Annotated in this window: 18 protein-coding genes and 1 tRNA gene; 2 read left to right on the forward strand and 17 right to left on the reverse strand. The window is 48.0% G+C overall.

Features of this window, described 5'->3' with window-relative positions; genetic code table 11:
- Positions 1 to 107: 107 nt before the first annotated feature.
- The 3 genes from HRU78_10670 to HRU78_10680 form a co-directional block, all read right to left on the reverse strand.
- Positions 108 to 578, reverse strand: coding sequence for a CreA family protein (locus HRU78_10670; protein QOJ25020.1), 471 nt, complete (start codon positions 576 to 578; stop codon positions 108 to 110).
- 311 nt (positions 579 to 889) lie between these two features.
- Positions 890 to 966 (reverse strand) — tRNA-Val (locus HRU78_10675).
- A gap of 120 nt (positions 967 to 1,086) precedes the next feature.
- Entirely contained in the window at positions 1,087 to 1,866 is a 780-nt protein-coding gene (locus HRU78_10680) for a carbonic anhydrase (protein ID QOJ24049.1), read from the reverse strand.
- Positions 1,867 to 2,161: 295 nt separating this feature from the next.
- Here HRU78_10680 and HRU78_10685 point away from each other — a divergent pair, with 295 nt between their 5' ends.
- A complete protein-coding gene (locus HRU78_10685; protein QOJ24050.1) occupies positions 2,162 to 2,593 on the forward strand; it encodes a hypothetical protein in 432 nt (143 codons plus the stop codon).
- Between the two features lie 250 nt (positions 2,594 to 2,843).
- Here the strand turns inward: HRU78_10685 and lpdA are convergent, their stop codons facing one another.
- The 14 genes from lpdA to rpoE all read right to left on the reverse strand — a co-directional run bounded on the left by lpdA (position 2,844) and on the right by rpoE (position 15,408).
- Positions 2,844 to 4,304, reverse strand: a complete 1,461-nt coding sequence (lpdA, locus tag HRU78_10690) for a dihydrolipoyl dehydrogenase (GenBank protein QOJ24051.1) — start codon at positions 4,302 to 4,304, stop codon at positions 2,844 to 2,846.
- Positions 4,305 to 4,395: 91 nt separating this feature from the next.
- Positions 4,396 to 5,448 (reverse strand): beta-N-acetylhexosaminidase, encoded by a 1,053-nt coding sequence (gene nagZ, locus HRU78_10695; GenBank protein ID QOJ24052.1) that lies wholly within the window; start codon positions 5,446 to 5,448, stop codon positions 4,396 to 4,398.
- A gap of 2 nt (positions 5,449 to 5,450) precedes the next feature.
- Positions 5,451 to 5,828, reverse strand: a complete 378-nt coding sequence (locus tag HRU78_10700; GenBank protein ID QOJ24053.1) for a holo-ACP synthase — start codon at positions 5,826 to 5,828, stop codon at positions 5,451 to 5,453.
- Positions 5,825 to 6,553, reverse strand: a complete 729-nt coding sequence (gene pdxJ / locus HRU78_10705) for a pyridoxine 5'-phosphate synthase (protein ID QOJ24054.1) — start codon at positions 6,551 to 6,553, stop codon at positions 5,825 to 5,827. The genes HRU78_10700 and pdxJ overlap by 4 nt, the downstream gene beginning before the upstream one ends.
- 42 nt (positions 6,554 to 6,595) lie before the next feature.
- Positions 6,596 to 7,489, reverse strand: coding sequence for a GTPase Era (gene era, locus HRU78_10710; protein ID QOJ24055.1), 894 nt, complete (start codon positions 7,487 to 7,489; stop codon positions 6,596 to 6,598).
- 39 nt (positions 7,490 to 7,528) lie between these two features.
- On the reverse strand, positions 7,529 to 8,236 hold the full coding sequence (rnc, locus tag HRU78_10715; GenBank protein ID QOJ24056.1) for a ribonuclease III: 708 nt from the start codon (positions 8,234 to 8,236) through the stop codon (positions 7,529 to 7,531).
- Positions 8,237 to 8,248: 12 nt separating this feature from the next.
- A complete protein-coding gene (locus tag HRU78_10720; GenBank protein ID QOJ24057.1) occupies positions 8,249 to 8,620 on the reverse strand; it encodes a DUF4845 domain-containing protein in 372 nt (123 codons plus the stop codon).
- Between the two features lie 10 nt (positions 8,621 to 8,630).
- Positions 8,631 to 9,437, reverse strand: coding sequence for a signal peptidase I (gene lepB, locus HRU78_10725; protein ID QOJ24058.1), 807 nt, complete (start codon positions 9,435 to 9,437; stop codon positions 8,631 to 8,633).
- Positions 9,438 to 9,531: 94 nt separating this feature from the next.
- Positions 9,532 to 11,325 carry an elongation factor 4 gene (gene lepA / locus HRU78_10730; GenBank protein ID QOJ24059.1) on the reverse strand — a complete coding sequence of 598 codons (1,794 nt, stop codon included), beginning with the start codon at positions 11,323 to 11,325 and terminating at the stop codon, positions 9,532 to 9,534.
- A gap of 101 nt (positions 11,326 to 11,426) precedes the next feature.
- Positions 11,427 to 11,720: a glutaredoxin family protein gene (locus HRU78_10735; protein QOJ24060.1), complete on the reverse strand. Its 294-nt coding sequence runs from the start codon at positions 11,718 to 11,720 to the stop codon at positions 11,427 to 11,429.
- Positions 11,701 to 13,116, reverse strand: a complete 1,416-nt coding sequence (locus tag HRU78_10740; protein QOJ24061.1) for a DegQ family serine endoprotease — start codon at positions 13,114 to 13,116, stop codon at positions 11,701 to 11,703. The genes HRU78_10735 and HRU78_10740 overlap by 20 nt, the downstream gene beginning before the upstream one ends.
- A gap of 153 nt (positions 13,117 to 13,269) precedes the next feature.
- Positions 13,270 to 14,256, reverse strand: a complete 987-nt coding sequence (locus tag HRU78_10745) for a MucB/RseB C-terminal domain-containing protein (protein QOJ24062.1) — start codon at positions 14,254 to 14,256, stop codon at positions 13,270 to 13,272.
- Complete coding sequence (locus tag HRU78_10750) at positions 14,253 to 14,807, reverse strand: sigma-E factor negative regulatory protein (protein QOJ24063.1); 555 nt, start codon at positions 14,805 to 14,807, stop codon at positions 14,253 to 14,255. The genes HRU78_10745 and HRU78_10750 overlap by 4 nt, the downstream gene beginning before the upstream one ends.
- Position 14,808: 1 nt before the next feature.
- Positions 14,809 to 15,408 carry an RNA polymerase sigma factor RpoE gene (gene rpoE / locus HRU78_10755; protein QOJ24064.1) on the reverse strand — a complete coding sequence of 200 codons (600 nt, stop codon included), beginning with the start codon at positions 15,406 to 15,408 and terminating at the stop codon, positions 14,809 to 14,811.
- A 275-nt stretch (positions 15,409 to 15,683) separates the two neighbouring features.
- On the opposite strand from rpoE, the gene nadB reads away from it, so the two are divergent.
- On the forward strand, positions 15,684 to 17,279 hold the full coding sequence (gene nadB, locus HRU78_10760) for an L-aspartate oxidase (GenBank protein ID QOJ24065.1): 1,596 nt from the start codon (positions 15,684 to 15,686) through the stop codon (positions 17,277 to 17,279).
- The last annotated feature ends 84 nt before the right edge of the window (positions 17,280 to 17,363 follow it).

The following is a 17,363-nucleotide window of genomic DNA, read 5'->3' on the forward strand; positions in this document are numbered from 1 at the left end:
AAAGCAACGGGTAAGAAATAACGCGTAATTATAATATTAGGCGTTCTTAATTACCATCAATCAACCCAATTAATTTTGCAGTTCTTTGGTGGCCGATAACCATCCCATTAGTGCCATGGTGTAATCGGAATGATTGAAATGCTGTTTTTAGGCGACCCTTCAATAATGCGGTCGCTGTAGGTCAAATACACCAGCACATTGCGCTTGGCATCGTAAAACCGGACCACTTGCAACGTCTTGAACAAAAGTGACGTGCTTTTTTTGAAAACTTCTTTGCCATCTTCCTGCCCGTTCTTCACTTTCTCAGGTAACGTAATCGGCCCGATCTGACGGCATGCGATCGAAGCATCCGACGTATCCTCGGCGACACCGACCACACCGCCGACCCCGCCGGTTTTTGCCCGGCTCAAATAGCAGGTTGCGCCGGGAATTTCGGGATCGTCAAATGCTTCAATGACAATTTTGTCATTTGCACCTAATAACTTGAACTTGGTTGAAACGCTGCCGATTTGTTCCGCTACAGCAATACCAACAGCAGATAGCAGCAAAACCATCAACAACACAAAATGCACAGCCATTCTTTTTTTACTTTGCAACCGCATCATTTTCTCTCCGTGACATAAACATGCATTTTTGTTAAATACATATTCTATAAAATTTACCTTTACTGCCATTCATCATAAATCATAGCCATTGAGTCCTAGGACTCAAGTTAGTTTCATTGACACGGAAGTAGTTTTTGCGATCGCCGGATAAATACTGGTGACATTTCATTTTCAACCGGATTAGATAAGAAATTGCAAAACACTGAATGGCGCCGGTTAAGTTGGCATCCCATACGAAACTGGGGAAACCGGGATTAGGAAGAAAAATTGCCGGATCGGTTCATTGGTAGGCGCGATTGGACTCGAACCAACGACCCCCACCATGTCAAGGTGGTGCTCTAACCAACTGAGCTACGCGCCTGGGAAAAGCGGATTTTAACCGAAACCGTCAAGTGCCACAAATGTTAATCATCGTCATACTGCAATTTCCGCACATATCGTAAGCCTTACCCGGACGATAAGGCTCTGCCATGCAAAGGATTTAAGCGATCAACTCGACTTTTCCACTATCCAGATGATATATCCCGCCTACGATACGAATTTTCTTCTGATCATGATAGTAATCGAGAACCGGCGTTTTGGTTCTCAGTCTCTCCACCGTCATGATGACATTCATTTTGGTTACATTGATCAACCGGCTGCTTGAGGTATCGTTAACCGCCCGCACCGCCGGTGCAATCGCACTGGCCAGCAATTGGATATGACCGGGAAAGTCTTTATGATGGTCGACCGCTTCCACAGCCGCTTTGACCGCACCGCAACTTTCATGACCCAATACCATGATCAATGGTGTATTCAGTACGGCAACCGAGTATTCGATGGTGGCGATATTATCATTGGTTAAATAATTTCCGGCACCGCGCGCCACGAACAAATCACCCAGCGCTTCGTCGAAACAATGCTCCGGACTGACTCTGGAATCCGAGCAGCCCAATATCGTGGCATAAGGATTTTGTCCACTCACCAAAGCCGATTGAATGTCATGAAAATCAAGCAGCTTGGATTTACCTGAAACGTAGCGCTCATTGCCTTGCATCAATCTTTCCAGCGCTTGATCCGGCGTTAGCACATTTTCCGGCTTGGGCGGCATCGGACGGGCAGGCTCTGCAGCAAAGCTCTCGCCCATCGCAGCTATTCCGCCCTGCACCATCCCCAGACTCAGCGCAGACAAAGCCGATAGCTTGATAAACGCGCGCTTGCCATGATTTATTGCCGCATCTTGATGCTCATCGTTTTCTTTAAGTTCACATCGGTAACACATACCAGTAAATCCTATCTCGAGAAAAATGACTAATTTTATACCTTCGGTACGGGGAAACCGGAACAAAATTACTTTGCAGCGCAACCCCGATTTCTCTGCACCCGGACGGATGTTTAATCGCATAATGGATTAAATAGCAAAACCAAACTGTCAATAATGTTCAAAACTTAATTTTCAAGTATACTGCCCGGCTGCAAGGATTATCCGGAGAAGAAAAACTGATCTGGAAGAATGCGTTAACACGAAATCAAGATTCCATATTACTAAATGAATTGGCACTTGCCAGGGAGAATTTATGCATAAATTATTACCAAGCGCTTTATTGTTTTTGATACTCGCTTTACCTTTCAGCAGCTTTGCCCATGAAGGAGAAGATCACAGCCACGACGAATCCGCAGCGGAATCTGAAGGTGGCAACGGATGGCGCCTTGTTCGTAAAGTGGAAATGGGGACTTCAGGAAAATTCGTTAATCTGGTACTCATCGATCATGCGGTATACACCGACAAAACTGTCTACAGCGCTGTCATCAACCGGTTATGCAGCCCGTCCGATCAATTTTGCAGAATCCGGTTCTGGAGCGAAGAGCGATTTGTGCCCGAAACCGCTGCGCTATCCGTGGAACAAAATAAACAACTCCGCGCCGACTATCTGGTGAATAAAACGGCTGGGATGCATCATCTGCGCTGGTCTTGTACTGTCGATCCGGACAAGACCCACTGCTTCTAAGCAAGCTCTGAAAACTGCTGCGTTCGGTCATGCTGCGTTGAAATCAAGCTTAAAATGCTCATTTACCCATCGTAAACTCCGCTTTCCCGCCTGATTCCGCCTTACCTGACCGTCGCTCGCTACCTTTTTCAGAACTTCTCTAAGGAAACACTGAACAAATTATTCAGCGTTTCCCGAAAGTTTGCTTTCGCAAGCATTTGCAACACCCTTGGATAAGAGTGCCGTAATACGAGAATTACAAACCGTAATTTCAAATATGCAACGCACGCTTATCCACACCAAGCGCAGCCTCATGGAATACTTCCGATAACGACGGATGGGCATGCACAATGCAGGCGATATCCTGGCTGCTGGCGGAAAACTTCATCGCCATCACCGCTTCTGAAATGAGTTCCGATACATGCGGGCCGATCATGTGAACACCCAATACGCGATCGGTTTTCTCGTCCGCCAATACTTTGATAAACCCGCTTGTTTCCCCCATGGCACGCGCCCTTCCGTTGGCAATGAACGGAAATTGACCGGCTTTATAGGCAATACCGGCTGCTCTTAACTCCTGTTCATTCTTTCCCACCCAGGCAATCTCCGGCGCGGTATAAATGACCCACGGTACGGTATTGAAATCGACGGCTTCAAGCTCGCCGGCTTCGCCTTTCTCCACATGCTGAATCATTTCGGCAACCGCCACGCCCTCTTCGGAAGCCTTGTGCGCCAGCATGGGACCGCGCACCACGTCGCCGACAGCATAAACATTCGCCAGGTTGGTACGGCAATACTGATCGACCACGATAAATCCGCGCTCATCCACCTGCAGGCCATTCTCATCGACACCCAACCCGGCAGTATTCGGAATGCGGCCGATTGCGACAATCAGTTTATCGACTTCCAAAACCTGTTCCTGGTTATTCGCGTCGCTATAACCGATTGTGACAGTATCACCGGTCACCTTGACCGACTTGATGTTGACGCCGGTATTGATCTGCAAGCCCGGCTCTTTGGCGAATAGGCTTTTGGCTTCCTTGGCGATTTGCTCATCCGCTGCCATCAGGAAACCCGGCATCGCTTCAAGAATCGTCACTTCCGCACCCAGCCTGCGCCACACGCTGCCCATTTCCAGTCCGATCACACCCGCACCGATGACACCCAACCGTTTGGGTATTTCCGTCAACGCCAAGGCACCGGCGTTATCCAGAATCATGGCATTATCGACCGGTGCAAAAGGCAACGGCCGCGGCACCGAACCGGTTGCCACGATGACATGTTTGGCCTGAATCGTTTCAGCGCTACCGTTATCGTCAACTTTTATTTGCCATGTATTGGCGGATGCTTCGCGTTGCAGCAGCGTTCCGCGGCCGTGCAGCGATTTCACTTTATTCTTCTTGAATAACGAGGCGATACCGGCGGTGAACATCGTCACAATTTTGTCCTTGCGCGCAATCATCACAGGAACATCGACGGATACATTTTCCACCGTGATACCGTGCGCAGACACCTTGTGCTGAATCTGGAAATAATTTTCCGAGGATTCCAATAAAGCTTTGGATGGAATACAACCGACATTCAGACAAGTGCCACCGAGAGTTGCCTTGCCTTTAGGATTTTTCCATTCGTCGATACACACGGTATTCAACCCCAGTTGCGCGCAGCGGATTGCCGCAACATAACCGCCCGGACCAGCGCCGATAACTGCTACATCAAATATTTCCGACATGATTCAACCTTATCAATAGATCCAAATTAGGGAGTAATTTTAAAGGAAAACAAAAGGACTGTTGATGATTTGTTTTGCCTGATAAGCCGGTTTACTGCAACGGCAGTTCGCCGCTTTCGCAGCCGATGCCGCTGATTTCACGCACGGCCTGGACATAATCGCCGTTTTCGCGCAGTTTTATCAGTGAACCCGAGTGATTGCGGGCGTGCAGGCGCGCCAGACGGGAAAGACTCGTTGCCGGTATTTCCCACTGTAGACCGTTTAAAATTTCATCGGTACCGGCGGGATTATTGCACACCAAGATCATGTCGCAACCGGCGTCGAGCGCCGCCTGCGCACGCGACAGCATCGACTCCAGGTACTCTCCGGCACCGCGCATACTTAAATCGTCACTGAAAATACAGCCCTCGAATTGCAGTTCCGTACGTAAAATCCTCTGCAACCAGATGGTTGAAAAGCCCGCCGGTTTTGCATCCACTTCCGGATAAATCACATGCGCCGGCATGATGCCGGTCAAGCCAAAATCGATCATTTGCCGGAAAGGAATCAGGTCACACATTTCGATATCGATGTAGCGGCGCGGATCGATGGATTTCTGCACATGAGAATCTGCGCGGATGTAGCCGTGACCGGGAAAATGCTTGCCGATCGCCGGCATGCCGCCTTTTCTCAGTCCCAGCATCAATTGATGCGCCAGATCGGCCACAACTTGCGGGTTGTGATGAAAAGCCCGGTCGCCGATTACGCCGCTTTGTCCGTGATCGATATCGAGCACCGGCGTGAAGCTGAAGTCGACGCCGCAGGCATTCAACTCTGCGGCCAACACATAACCGGCTTGCAGCGCAAGATGACGCGCGCGCGCGGGTTGCTTATCCCAGATTTTCCCCAGCTCGCGCATCGCGGGTAAACGTGTAAAGTCTTCCCGGAAACGTTGCACGCGGCCGCCTTCATGATCGACCGCGATCAGCAAATGCGGGTTGCGCAAGGCATGAATTTGCTGCGTCAGTTCCGCCAGTTGACGATGATCGGTATAGTTGCGGGTAAAAAGAATCACCCCGCCGGTGAGCGGGTGCAGCAGTCTGCGCTCATCATCCTCGGTCACCTGCGTACCGGCGATATCGAGCATCACAGGTCCCAGCGGCATGGTTATTTCTCCAGTACGACAAAGGCGCAAACCATCGTGATCTCATCGCTGATGGAAAGATGGTGCTGCGTGATGCCTTTGTCACTGATGAGCCGGTCGAGCTCGGGGTGGAATTGAAAAAACGGCTTACCCAGATCGTCGTGCGTGATCGTGATATACGTGAAATTCACCGGATGGCGCAATCCCGTGCCCATCGCTTTGGATAACGCTTCCTTGGCGGCAAAGCGGCCGGCCAGATACAAAACCGGCTTGCTGCTCGAGTGATATTCCTGCCATTCGCTGTCGGTCAGGATACGCCGCGCAAAACGCTCGCCAAAGCGGTCCAACGATTGTGCGATACGCGCCGATTCCACGATATCGGTACCGATACCGAAGATCATGCACGCGCTGCCAGCATCAATTGTTTCATTTCCCGGACAGCCTGTTTGAAACCGACAAAAATCGCCCGGGCGACGATCGCATGCCCGATATTCAACTCGGAAATTTCAGGGATAGCGGCGATGGCTTGCACATTGTCATAATGCAAACCATGTCCGGCATTGACTTTCAAACCCAGATCGATACCCAGATCAACCGCTTTCCGGATGGCGGCAAATTGCTCCGCTTGCGCTTGCGATGTGTGCGCGTCAGCATAACCACCGGTATGAATTTCGATCACCGGCGCACCCGCGCGCGCAGCTGCCTCGATTTGTAGCGGATCGGCATTGATGAACAACGACACGCGGATTCCCGCTTGCGCCAGTTTCCGGCATGCGCGTTGAACTTGATCAAAATGCTTCACGACATCGAGCCCGCCCTCGGTCGTCAGTTCTTCACGCCTTTCCGGCACCAGACAAATATCGTGCGGTTTTATGCGTAGCGCGATAGCGATCATCTCATCAGTCACCGCGCTTTCCAGATTCATCCGGGTAGTCAGCCGGTCGCACAAAATTTCGACATCGCGATCCTGAATATGCCGCCGGTCTTCACGCAGATGTAACGTAATCGCATCCGCTCCGGCGGATTCGGCGATCAGCGCCGCTTCGATCGGATCCGGATAACTTGTACCGCGCGCCTGCCGTAATGTCGCCACATGATCTATATTCACACCGAGTTCAATCGTCATCGCAATCTTCCAGGATACCGCCCAGAAAAAACTTCCAGCGGATTATTCATAACCAAGATTTCTCAGCACACTGTCGTCATCAGCCCAGCCGCTTTTCACTTTCACCCATACTTCCAGATACACTTTACCGCCCAGTAGCAATTCCATGTCTTGGCGCGCCTGAGTGGCGATTTGCTTGAGCTTTTCACCTTTTTTGCCAATGATAATCGCTTTCTGGTTCGGTTTCTCGACCAGAATCGTGGCATAAACTTTATACAACTGATCTTCCTGTTTAAATTGATCGACCACGACACTGGTGGAATAGGGAATTTCATCGCCAACCAAGCGGAATAGCTTCTCCCGGATAAATTCCCCGGCGATAAAACGCTCGCTGCGATCGGTTACTTCGTCTTGATCATACAACGGTTGATTCACCGGCAAATAACCCCGGATCACATCGAGCAAATCCGGCAGTTGAACCTTGTGCATGGCGCTCACCGGCACGACGGCGGCAAACGTAAACGCTTTCGCCACCTCGCTCAAGAACGGCAACAACTGTTTTTTGTCCGACAGTTTATCGATTTTATTGACGACCAAAATAACCGGAACATTTTCCGGCAGGATTTTCAGCGCTGCAATATCGCGCTGATCAAAGCGCATCGCTTCGATGACAAACAGAATCACATCCACATCCTGCATGCTTTGTGTCACCGCCCGGTTCATCGCCGCATTTAAACGGTTAGTGTATTGCGTTTGAAAGCCAGGGGTATCGACAAAGACAAATTGCGTGTGCTGATCCGTCAGAATACCGTTTATCCGGAAACGGGTGGTCTGGGCTTTTCTCGATGTGATGCTGATTTTTTGTTGCAGCAGCTTGTTGAGCAAGGTCGATTTACCCACATTGGGACGGCCGATAATGGCGACGTAACCGGTACGGAAATCGTCGTCAGCAGTCATTCTGGGCAATCTTATCGATAACTTTCATAGTGGTGCTGCTCATGGTGCGAACATGACTTCTTCATACGCCAGCTCCGCTGCCGCTTGTTCCGCGCTGCGGCGGCTTGTGCCTTCCCCCGAGGTGCGAATATTCAATGCCGCTATCACACAATCCACTTTGAATTTCTGTTTATGCGCCTTACCGCTGGTGGTAACAACCACATATTCTGGCAGCGCCAACTTATGGCTTTGCAAAAATTCCTGCAATAACGTTTTGGGATCTTTACCTTGCATTTTAAGGTCGATATTTTGCATCAACGGTAAAAAAAGCTTGCTGACCGCATCTTCAGCCCGCGCGTAGCAACTGTCGACATAGATGGCTCCCAACACAGCTTCGAAAGCATCCGCAAGAATCGACGGGCGATGACAACCGCCGCTTTTTAATTCCCCTTCGCCCAATCGTATCAATTGGTCCATCTGCAGGCTGAGCGCCATGTCAGATAACGCTTTTTGGTTGACAAAACTGGCGCGCAAGCGCGACAAATGCCCTTCCGGAAAATCCGGGAAATGTTTATAAATCAGCCCGGCAATCGCACAATTCAGCACCGCGTCGCCGAGAAACTCCAAGCGTTCGTTATTCGGCATGCTATGGCTGCGGTGTGTCAATGCTTCCAATACTATTTTGGGGTGCTTGAACGAATACCCGAGGCGTCGGCAGAATAGATCGAGTAACGATTGATTAATACCTGGTAGCGCTCCGCTTGACATGATGATTAGCCATTACTCGCTGGTCGCGTCAAAATCTATCGTCAAGGATAGGTTAGACACCAGCGGTATTCGCACCGTGTAGCTTGCACTTAAAACAATATGCCCGCTTTCCTTATTGATTTTAATGTCTTGCGCGCTAATAGATTTAATATTATCGATCTGCGCACGCTTACTGAACAGTACCCTCACGTGATTCAAATCGGCACTCTGCGCGTTAATATCTTTAACGATGGCCGTTAAGTTTCTTTCAATCGTTGAGTATTCAATATACGCGGGCGCAATGCGCAAACCGAAAATGGCGGTTAGAATTAAAATCACCGCCCAAACGAGCAAAGCGGATAGACTGACACCCTTCTGCTTTTGCCGCGTATTGTAATGTTTCATACTCTTTTACCTATTCAATGGATAAGCCGATACGCTCAAAATTTCCAAAATTCCACCAGATCATGAAAGCCTTGCCGACGATATTCTCTTCCGGCACAAACCCCCAGTAACGGCTATCGCTGCTGCTGTCGCGATTATCGCCAAGGGCGAAATAATTTCCCGGTGGCACTTCGCAGGTGAATCCCGTACGGTGATACTTGCAATTGTCACGAAACGGAAAATCTCTGACATTTGAATATTGCAGCGCTTTAACATCCTGATTGATCAAAATCGAATGACTCTTATCTTTATTCAGATACTCGGAATAGCGATCGGAATAGATATAGCCGAGACCCGATTCCACGTATTTGTAATCGCCGTCGTAGTCCATCTTGACCACTTCACCATTAATAATGAGCTGTTTATTGTGATAGGTGATCACGTCGCCGGGCACTCCGACGACGCGCTTGATGTAATCGATCGAAGGGTCTTCAGGGTAGCGAAATACCAACACGTCACCGCGTTTCGGCTCATTCAAGTCAAAAACTTTTTTATTGATGACCGGCAACCTTATTCCATAGGTATATTTGTTGACCAAAATGAAGTCGCCCACCAGCAGCGTCGGGATCATCGATCCGGAAGGTATCTTGAACGGCTCAATCACAAAGGAACGCAAACTGAAAACGATCAGAATAATCGGGAAAAAGCTCTTGGGATATTCGATCCACCAGGGTTCGCTTTCATCTGCAGCACGTTTCTTTTTCCAAAACAGGAAATCCAGTAGATAAATACAACCGGTGATCACCAGCAGTACAAACAAAATCAAAGGAAAATTCATTGGGATTCCTTCGGTAATGCATTCAACATTTTTTCATTAAAGCGCTGCGGCTTTAATCCAGCATCAAACAAGAGAACCGTATCTTTACTATTCATTATTTATTATCAACCTGCAAAATTGCCAGAAATGCTTCTTGCGGAATTTCCACATTGCCCACCCGTTTCATTCGCTTTTTACCCGCTTTTTGCTTCTCCAGCAACTTTCGTTTACGGGTGATATCGCCACCGTAACATTTTGCCAACACATTCTTGCGCAATGCTTTAACCGTTTCACGCGCGATAATATGCGCGCCGACCGCCGCCTGCACCGCGATATCAAACATTTGGCGCGGGATCAATTCGCGCATTTTCTGCACCAATTCCCGTCCGCGGTATTGACTGTTGCTGCGGTGGATAATCAGTGACAACGCATCGACTTTATCGCCATTAATCAGCACATCCAGCTTCACCAAATCGGAAGCGCGAAATTCCTTGAATTCATAATCCAGTGACGCATAACCGCGACTGGTCGATTTCAGCCGGTCAAAGAAATCCATGACGACTTCATTCAATGGCATTTCATAGGTCAGCATCACTTGCTTACCCATATACTGCATATTGGTTTGGTTGCCACGCTTGCTGACGCACAGGGTAATCACCGCGCCTACATATTCTTCCGGCACAATGATGGTCGACGTGATAATCGGTTCGCGTATCTCATCAATTTTGGAGAGATCCGGAATCTTGGACGGGTTTTCAATTTCAATTACGCTGCCGTCGCGCATCAGCACCTGATAAACCACAGTGGGTGCGGTCGTAATCAAATCCATATCGTATTCCCTTTCCAGCCGTTCCTGCACGATATCCATGTGCAGCAAGCCCAGAAAACCGCAGCGAAAGCCGAAGCCCAGTGCCTGCGAAACCTCCGGCTCGAAATGCAGCGACGAATCGTTCAGCTTCAATTTTTCCAACGCCGAACGCAAGGCATCGTATTGATTGGATTCCACCGGATACAATCCAGCGAATACCTGCGGTTTGATTTCTTTAAAACCTTGCAACGGTTTATCGGCCGGACGCGTGACGGAGGTCACCGTGTCCCCCACTTTGGCCGCATCGAGCTCTTTAATACCGGAGATGATAAATCCCACTTCCCCTGCGCTGAGTGAATCGCGGTTTACCGATTTCGGCACGAACACTCCGACCTGCTCACACAGTTGCACCGCTTTGCTGGCCATCAGCAAAATTTTATCACCGGGTTTTAGCGTGCCGTCCATCACTCTGACCAGGATCACCACGCCGACGTAATTATCGAACCAGGAATCGATAATCAGCGCCTTCAGCGGCGCATCGGGATCGCCCTTCGGTTCGGGAATTTTGGCGATCAAGGCTTCCAGGACATCTTCGATACCCTGGCCGGTTTTCGCACTGATTTTGACGGCATCATGCGCATCGATTCCGATGACATCTTCAATATTCTGGATGACCCGTTCCGGATCGGCAGCCGGCAAATCGATTTTGTTCAACACCGGAATGACTTCAACGCCCTGTTCAATCGCGGTATAACAGTTAGCTACCGTTTGCGCTTCCACCCCCTGCGATGCGTCAACCACCAGGAGCGCACCTTCGCAGGCGGCTAGCGAACGCGAAACTTCATAGGAAAAATCCACATGCCCCGGCGTATCGATCAGATTCAACAAATAAGTTTCACCGTTTCTGGCCTTATAACGCAATGCCGCGGTCTGGGCTTTGATGGTAATGCCTCTTTCGCGTTCCAGATCCATCGAATCGAGCACTTGCTCTTCCATTTCGCGATCGGACAGGCCGCCGCACAAATGAATAATACGGTCCGCCAATGTCGATTTGCCGTGATCGATATGGGCAATGATGGAAAAATTGCGAATATGCTGCATCGGAATATGAAATATAAAATATGTTTCCAGCTACGCGCAAAAACCGGTGCAGCAAAGCTGGAAATTAAAATATTATATTGACAGTTAAAAGAGGCAGCATTCTAACGAAATTTAGCAAGATAATCATCTAAAGCTGCTAAATCGAGAAAATAATGGCAAATCTCCCGGTGGGTGAATGGAGAAAACAACACAGGAATTTTATCTCCGTAACACGCCGCGAGTTCCGGATCGGAATCGATATCGATAACCTGGAAATCAAACGATACTCGCGCTTGCAGATTCCGTAGCGCAAGTATCATGTCCTGGCAAAGATGACACTCTTCCCGGCCGTATACGATCAGTTTTCTCGCCTGATCCACATCTGACGAGACAGCATCATTCTTTCTTGTCGTCATCGCTCAGCTTCATGGTGATGAAAGTTGTGACATCCCCTCTTTTTACCAGCAAGGCGATATTTTTTCCGCTTTTGACCTGATTCAGCAATTCATTAAATTGCTCAACCGTTTTCACATCTTTACTGTTTAAGCCCAGAATGATATCGCCAATGCGAATTCCGGAACGGCTGGCAATACCTGTTTGCATGTCTTCGACCAATAAGCCGCTGATAATCTCCAGTTGTTTCTGTTGCTCTTCAGTGATTTCGCTTAACGCCAACCCCAGGCGATTCGACGCATTCTGTTTCTTACCCGGCTTGTGCTTGCGGTTCTCCGCCGTTTCATCGGAAGGCGTTTCTCCAACCTCGACCTTTACTGTTTTCACAGTGCCATCACGCCAAACCTCGATCGAAACTTTGGATTTGGGTTTGGTATTACCGACGATGCGCGGCAAATCCGCAGAGGTTGCAACTTCTTTCTCGTCAAACTTCAAAATGATGTCGCGCGGCTTGATCCCCGCTTGATCGGCAGGTCCGCCCTTCTCGACCGAAACGACCAACGCGCCAGTACTGTCGGACAAACCGAAAGATTCCGCGAGTTCTTTGGTCACTTCCTGAATCATGACACCGATCCTTCCCCGGCTGACTTTACCGCTGACTTTTAGTTGATTCGCGATTTCAGTCGCAACATTAATCGGTATGGCAAACGACAATCCCATGAATCCGCCTGTCCGGCTGTAAATCTGGGAATTAATGCCGACTACTTCACCGCGCATATTGAACAACGGCCCGCCGGAGTTTCCCGGATTGATCGCCACATCGGTTTGGATAAACGGGACATAACTTTCCTGTGCCAGCGAGCGGCCTTTTGCGCTCACGATGCCTGCCGTCACGCTATGCTCGAAACCGAACGGCGAGCCGATGGCCACCACCCATTCACCGACTTTGAGATTTTCCGGATTTCCCTGTGTGACTTTAGGCAAGTCGGACGCATTGATTTTAATTAAGGCAATATCGGTTTTCCGGTCGGTGCCGATGACTTCGGCTGCAAATTCACGTTTGTCGTTCAGTTTTACTGTAATTTCATCAGCCGTCTCGATAACGTGCGCATTGGTCAGAATATAACCATCCGAGCTGATGATAAAACCGGAACCCAAAGACTTGGGTTCGGATTTCCTCGGCGCGGGAAAGGGTTGCATATGCCGCTTGAAGAAATCATAAAACGGTGAGTTCTCCGGAATACCCGGCATTTCAGGAAGCATCTGATTGCTCACCGTATTTGAATTCTGCACCGCACTGATATTCACCACCGCTGCGCCATGTTTCTCGACAAGTCCGGCAAAATCGGGCAATTGGCCGGTTTGCGCCAAGGTTGATGAGGTATACAAAAGCAATGAAATGATCAGGAATCGAAGCATGTTTTTTGTCCTTACTATGCGCTTGTTCAAGCAATCAACATTAATGGTCATAACTTTTATTGATTAAACCGGATAATATGTTTTATTTTTTCTTATGAATAGAGTGAGCAGCAGGAAAACACTGCAAGATTGGTGAATATTGATGTGCAGAAATCAATCGTGTTGCACAACTGAATCGCCTATGAGTTTAAGCGTCTCCAACGGGACTTCGCCGACTGTCGTTATTTTATTTTCATTCGCTGTACGAACATAAATATTTATTGCACCGCGACTGGTGAAAAAACCAGGTACAGGCAAAGGGGAATCCTTCATAAGCGGCTCTATAAATACGGAAACTGTTGCGAGTCCGTCAGATACCGCAATATGATCGACCAATGAAGTCTTTTCAATTAAATTGCGTTTCATTTCAACCAATTTTCTGAAACCGGCAGGCAAATTCCCGACTCGCCACTTTAATTCGCCCTCGTTTAAAATGGAATTCAGCAGGTTTGTCGTCTTCCATTCATCCGAAATCAGTGTTCGACTCGGTTTTATTTGACTGGAATCAATCTCCCCATCAATCTCCAGTTGTGCGAAAGCAAATTGCTCGATGATTTGATTGCCGTTGGTAACAGCCGCTTTAACCGGTACCCCCGTTTTAACATCAATCCAAAATTGATGCCCATAGCGTAAAGAATCTCGCGGTGTTAGAGATAGAACTTGGCACTCATGATCCGAGACTCGCTCGCGCCCGGTTTCCTTGACGTAGTAATTCTTGTCAACATCATCGAGTGGCAAAGGAAGAACATCAGGAAAGAATTTACGAAACCAACGTTTCTCAGTAAATATTCTTTTACTTTCCGGTAGATAACATTGCATTTCATCGTTATCACGAAAAACGATACGCGGCGATCCGTCTAAAACTTCAATTTTTTCACGTTCACCGGTTTGATCCGTCTTGTGCGCAATACGCGATGTCTCCATATATTCATTAGCATAATATACGAACGTTCCTGAGTAGTTGTGCCGGCGCGGCGCATCAGCCATTTTTTTTAACCAGCCAAGTGCGCTTTCCGATGAGCGAGATAATTCTTGCGCAAATGCTATCTGGAGATTAACCGCAAATAATAAAAACAGCGCGAATATTTTGCGGCTAATCATCTACCATATCTTTCCTGGTAGTCCGTCACGCTGTTGACATTGGTAACTTGCCCGTTCATTGTGATCCCTGGGGAAAACTCACGATGTACAAACAGGTAGTCGTTCATTTCAATTGGAGGGTGAGAATAATTATGTATCAGGGGAGGAGAGGAGACTGGGACGGGAGAAGCGGCTAGATTATTGTCACGTTTGGATTGATCCGCCACAATCATTTGTTGCGGCTTATATAAATTATTCATGATCACCCATCCTGAGACCATTGCGACTATTGAAGCCGCCATTGAGAACGCCAGCACTTTGCGCGTTTGTTTTTTTTCTGTCGTGTGGGATATATTGGGAGAGAGGATTGTTGGTTCGGTTTTTAATTTCTGGCTGACATCGTAAGAAATATTCATCGATAATCGTGTGGATTGCCGTAACGCATCGCCGATCAAATGATACGCTTTCCACTCATCACACAGATCATCATCCTTTTTTATCGCTTCGATAATACTTGCAACATCTTGTTGATCAAGTTCACCATCCATTAATGCAGATACTTTACTCTTCACATTACCACCTCTTGTCTTTACTTGTCCCTAGCAAAGGACGCAACTGTTCGGATATCGCTTCACGTGCACGGAATATACGTGAACGTACAGTCCCTATGGGACAACTCATAATATTGGCAATTTCTTCATAACTTAATCCATCAATCTCTCTCAATACAATTGCTGTGCGCAATTCTTCAGGCAATGAATCCAACGTCTGATTTACTGTTTGAGCAATTTCTTGGCTCATCAGTTCACTTTCAGGCGTATTCATTTCCCTCAGCAAACCGCTATCCTCAAAATCCTCAGCATCTTCATTATCGAATCCTTGCAATGTCGGCAGCTTACGCCCCTGAGACACCAGAAAATTCTTTGCTGTATTGATACCAATCCGATACAACCACGTATAAAAAGCACTATCTCCACGAAATGAAGGTAATGCTCTATACGCCTTAATAAAGGCTTCTTGCGTAACATCCTCAACCTCGGCTGCATCACGTATAAATTGCGATAGCAAACGTGCCAGCTTTCGTTGATATTTAATGACTAGTAGATCAAATGCATGCTTATCTCCGCCTTGAACTCGTTCTACTAGCTGTTGATCGATCTCCCGATCACCCATACAACTTGGTCCCTGAGCATTTTGAATAAATTTAAATTTACTCTTGTTCTGTTATTAAATGTTGCATAATGATGCAACAGAACAAGTATACATATCCAAATGAATCTCGGGAACCATGTAATTGCATCACGCATGCTTCAAAGACAATTAACCTGATCAATTAGTTCACCGTCTGGCTTTTTGATTTCAAAAAATAGAATAATGCGTACAAACTGAAGAATTTTACGCTTTCTGATTTTTAGTCTATCAATCATAAAAATATATAACCTAGCTTAATGTCTCATAACAATTTCGATACGCTGATTATCGGCAGCGGACTGGCCGGGTTTACACTGGCACTGCATATAGCGCAATACAAAAAGGTCTGCATTGTAACCAAACAAACCACTGATTCAGGCGCCAGCTCATGGGCACAAGGAGGCATCGCGGCGGCACTGTCGGATAATGACTCTCCATCAAAACATGTACAAGATACGTTAATCGCCGGAGCCGGTTTATGTGATGCAGAAATCACCCGGTATGTCGCTGAAAATGCAGCGAACGCAATACATTGGCTGATAAGCCAAGGTGTAATTTTCACCAGCGATCGTACTAGTGAAACGGGATATCACCTCACAAAAGAGGGTGGACACAGTATAAGACGCATCGTGCATAGCGGTGATGCCACGGGAAAGGCTGTACAACAAGCTTTAATCGAGAAAATACGAAACCATCCGAACATTTCGGTATTGGAACATCATATCGCGATTGATTTAATCACCAGCGACAAATTACCGGACTATATAAATCCGAAGCATAAGCGCTGCTTTGGCGCTTATGTTCTCGACAAGAAAAAAGACAAGGTGCTGACATTTACCGCGCAAAATACCGTACTCGCAACCGGGGGAGCCAGCAAAGTCTATCTCTATACGACTAACCCGGACACAGCCACAGGTGACGGCATTGCTATGGGCTGGCGTGCAGGTTGCCGGATCGCCAATATGGAATTCATCCAATTTCATCCGACTTGTCTTTATCATCCTCATGCAAAATCATTTTTAATCAGTGAAGCCGTCCGCGGTGAAGGCGGCTTATTAAAATTACCCAATGGTGAGCGCTTCATGCCGCACCATGACCAACGCGCCGAACTGGCACCTCGTGATATTGTCGCCCGCGCCATCGACTTTGAAATGAAGAAACGAGGACTGGATTGCGTCTATCTGGATATATCGCACAAACCCGCTAGTTTTTTAAAAGAACATTTTCCCACCATTTATGCCCGTTGCCTGGAATTGGGAATCGACATTACCCGGGAACCGATCCCTGTCGTCCCGGCGGCGCACTATACCTGCGGCGGGGTAATTACGGACAAGCACGGCAAAACCGATCTGGATAATCTATACGCCATCGGCGAAACAGCCCATACCGGATTACACGGCGCCAACCGCTTAGCCAGTAACTCGCTGCTGGAATGCTTGGTTCTGGCGCAAGCGGCTGGGAACGATATCGTCAATCAACCCATGAACGGACTCCCCGAACTTCCCGAATGGGATGAAAGCCGGGTTACGGATGCGGATGAAGAGATTGTTATTGCACATAACTGGGATGAATTGCGCCGTTTCATGTGGAATTATGTCGGTATAGTGCGCACAACCAAACGGCTGCAGCGCGCGCAACACCGTATTGCACTCTTACACGAAGAAATCAATGAATATTACATAAACTTCCGCGTCAGCAGCGATTTGTTAGAGTTGCGTAACCTTGTCGACAGTGCCGACCTTATCGTGCGATCCGCCATGCTGCGCCATGAAAGCCGGGGATTGCACTATAGCAAGGATTACCCGGATACATTACCGGTGGCACAAGATACAATACTGCAGAGGGAAATTTAAGAATCAGCCAAAACAGTAAATTCCGCATTCAACCTCGAATCAAAATTAATGCTACCCGTACACAGCAAATTTATTCCAATCCGT

Source organism: Gammaproteobacteria bacterium (assembly GCA_015709635.1).
GTDB lineage: Bacteria > Pseudomonadota > Gammaproteobacteria > Burkholderiales > Nitrosomonadaceae > Nitrosomonas.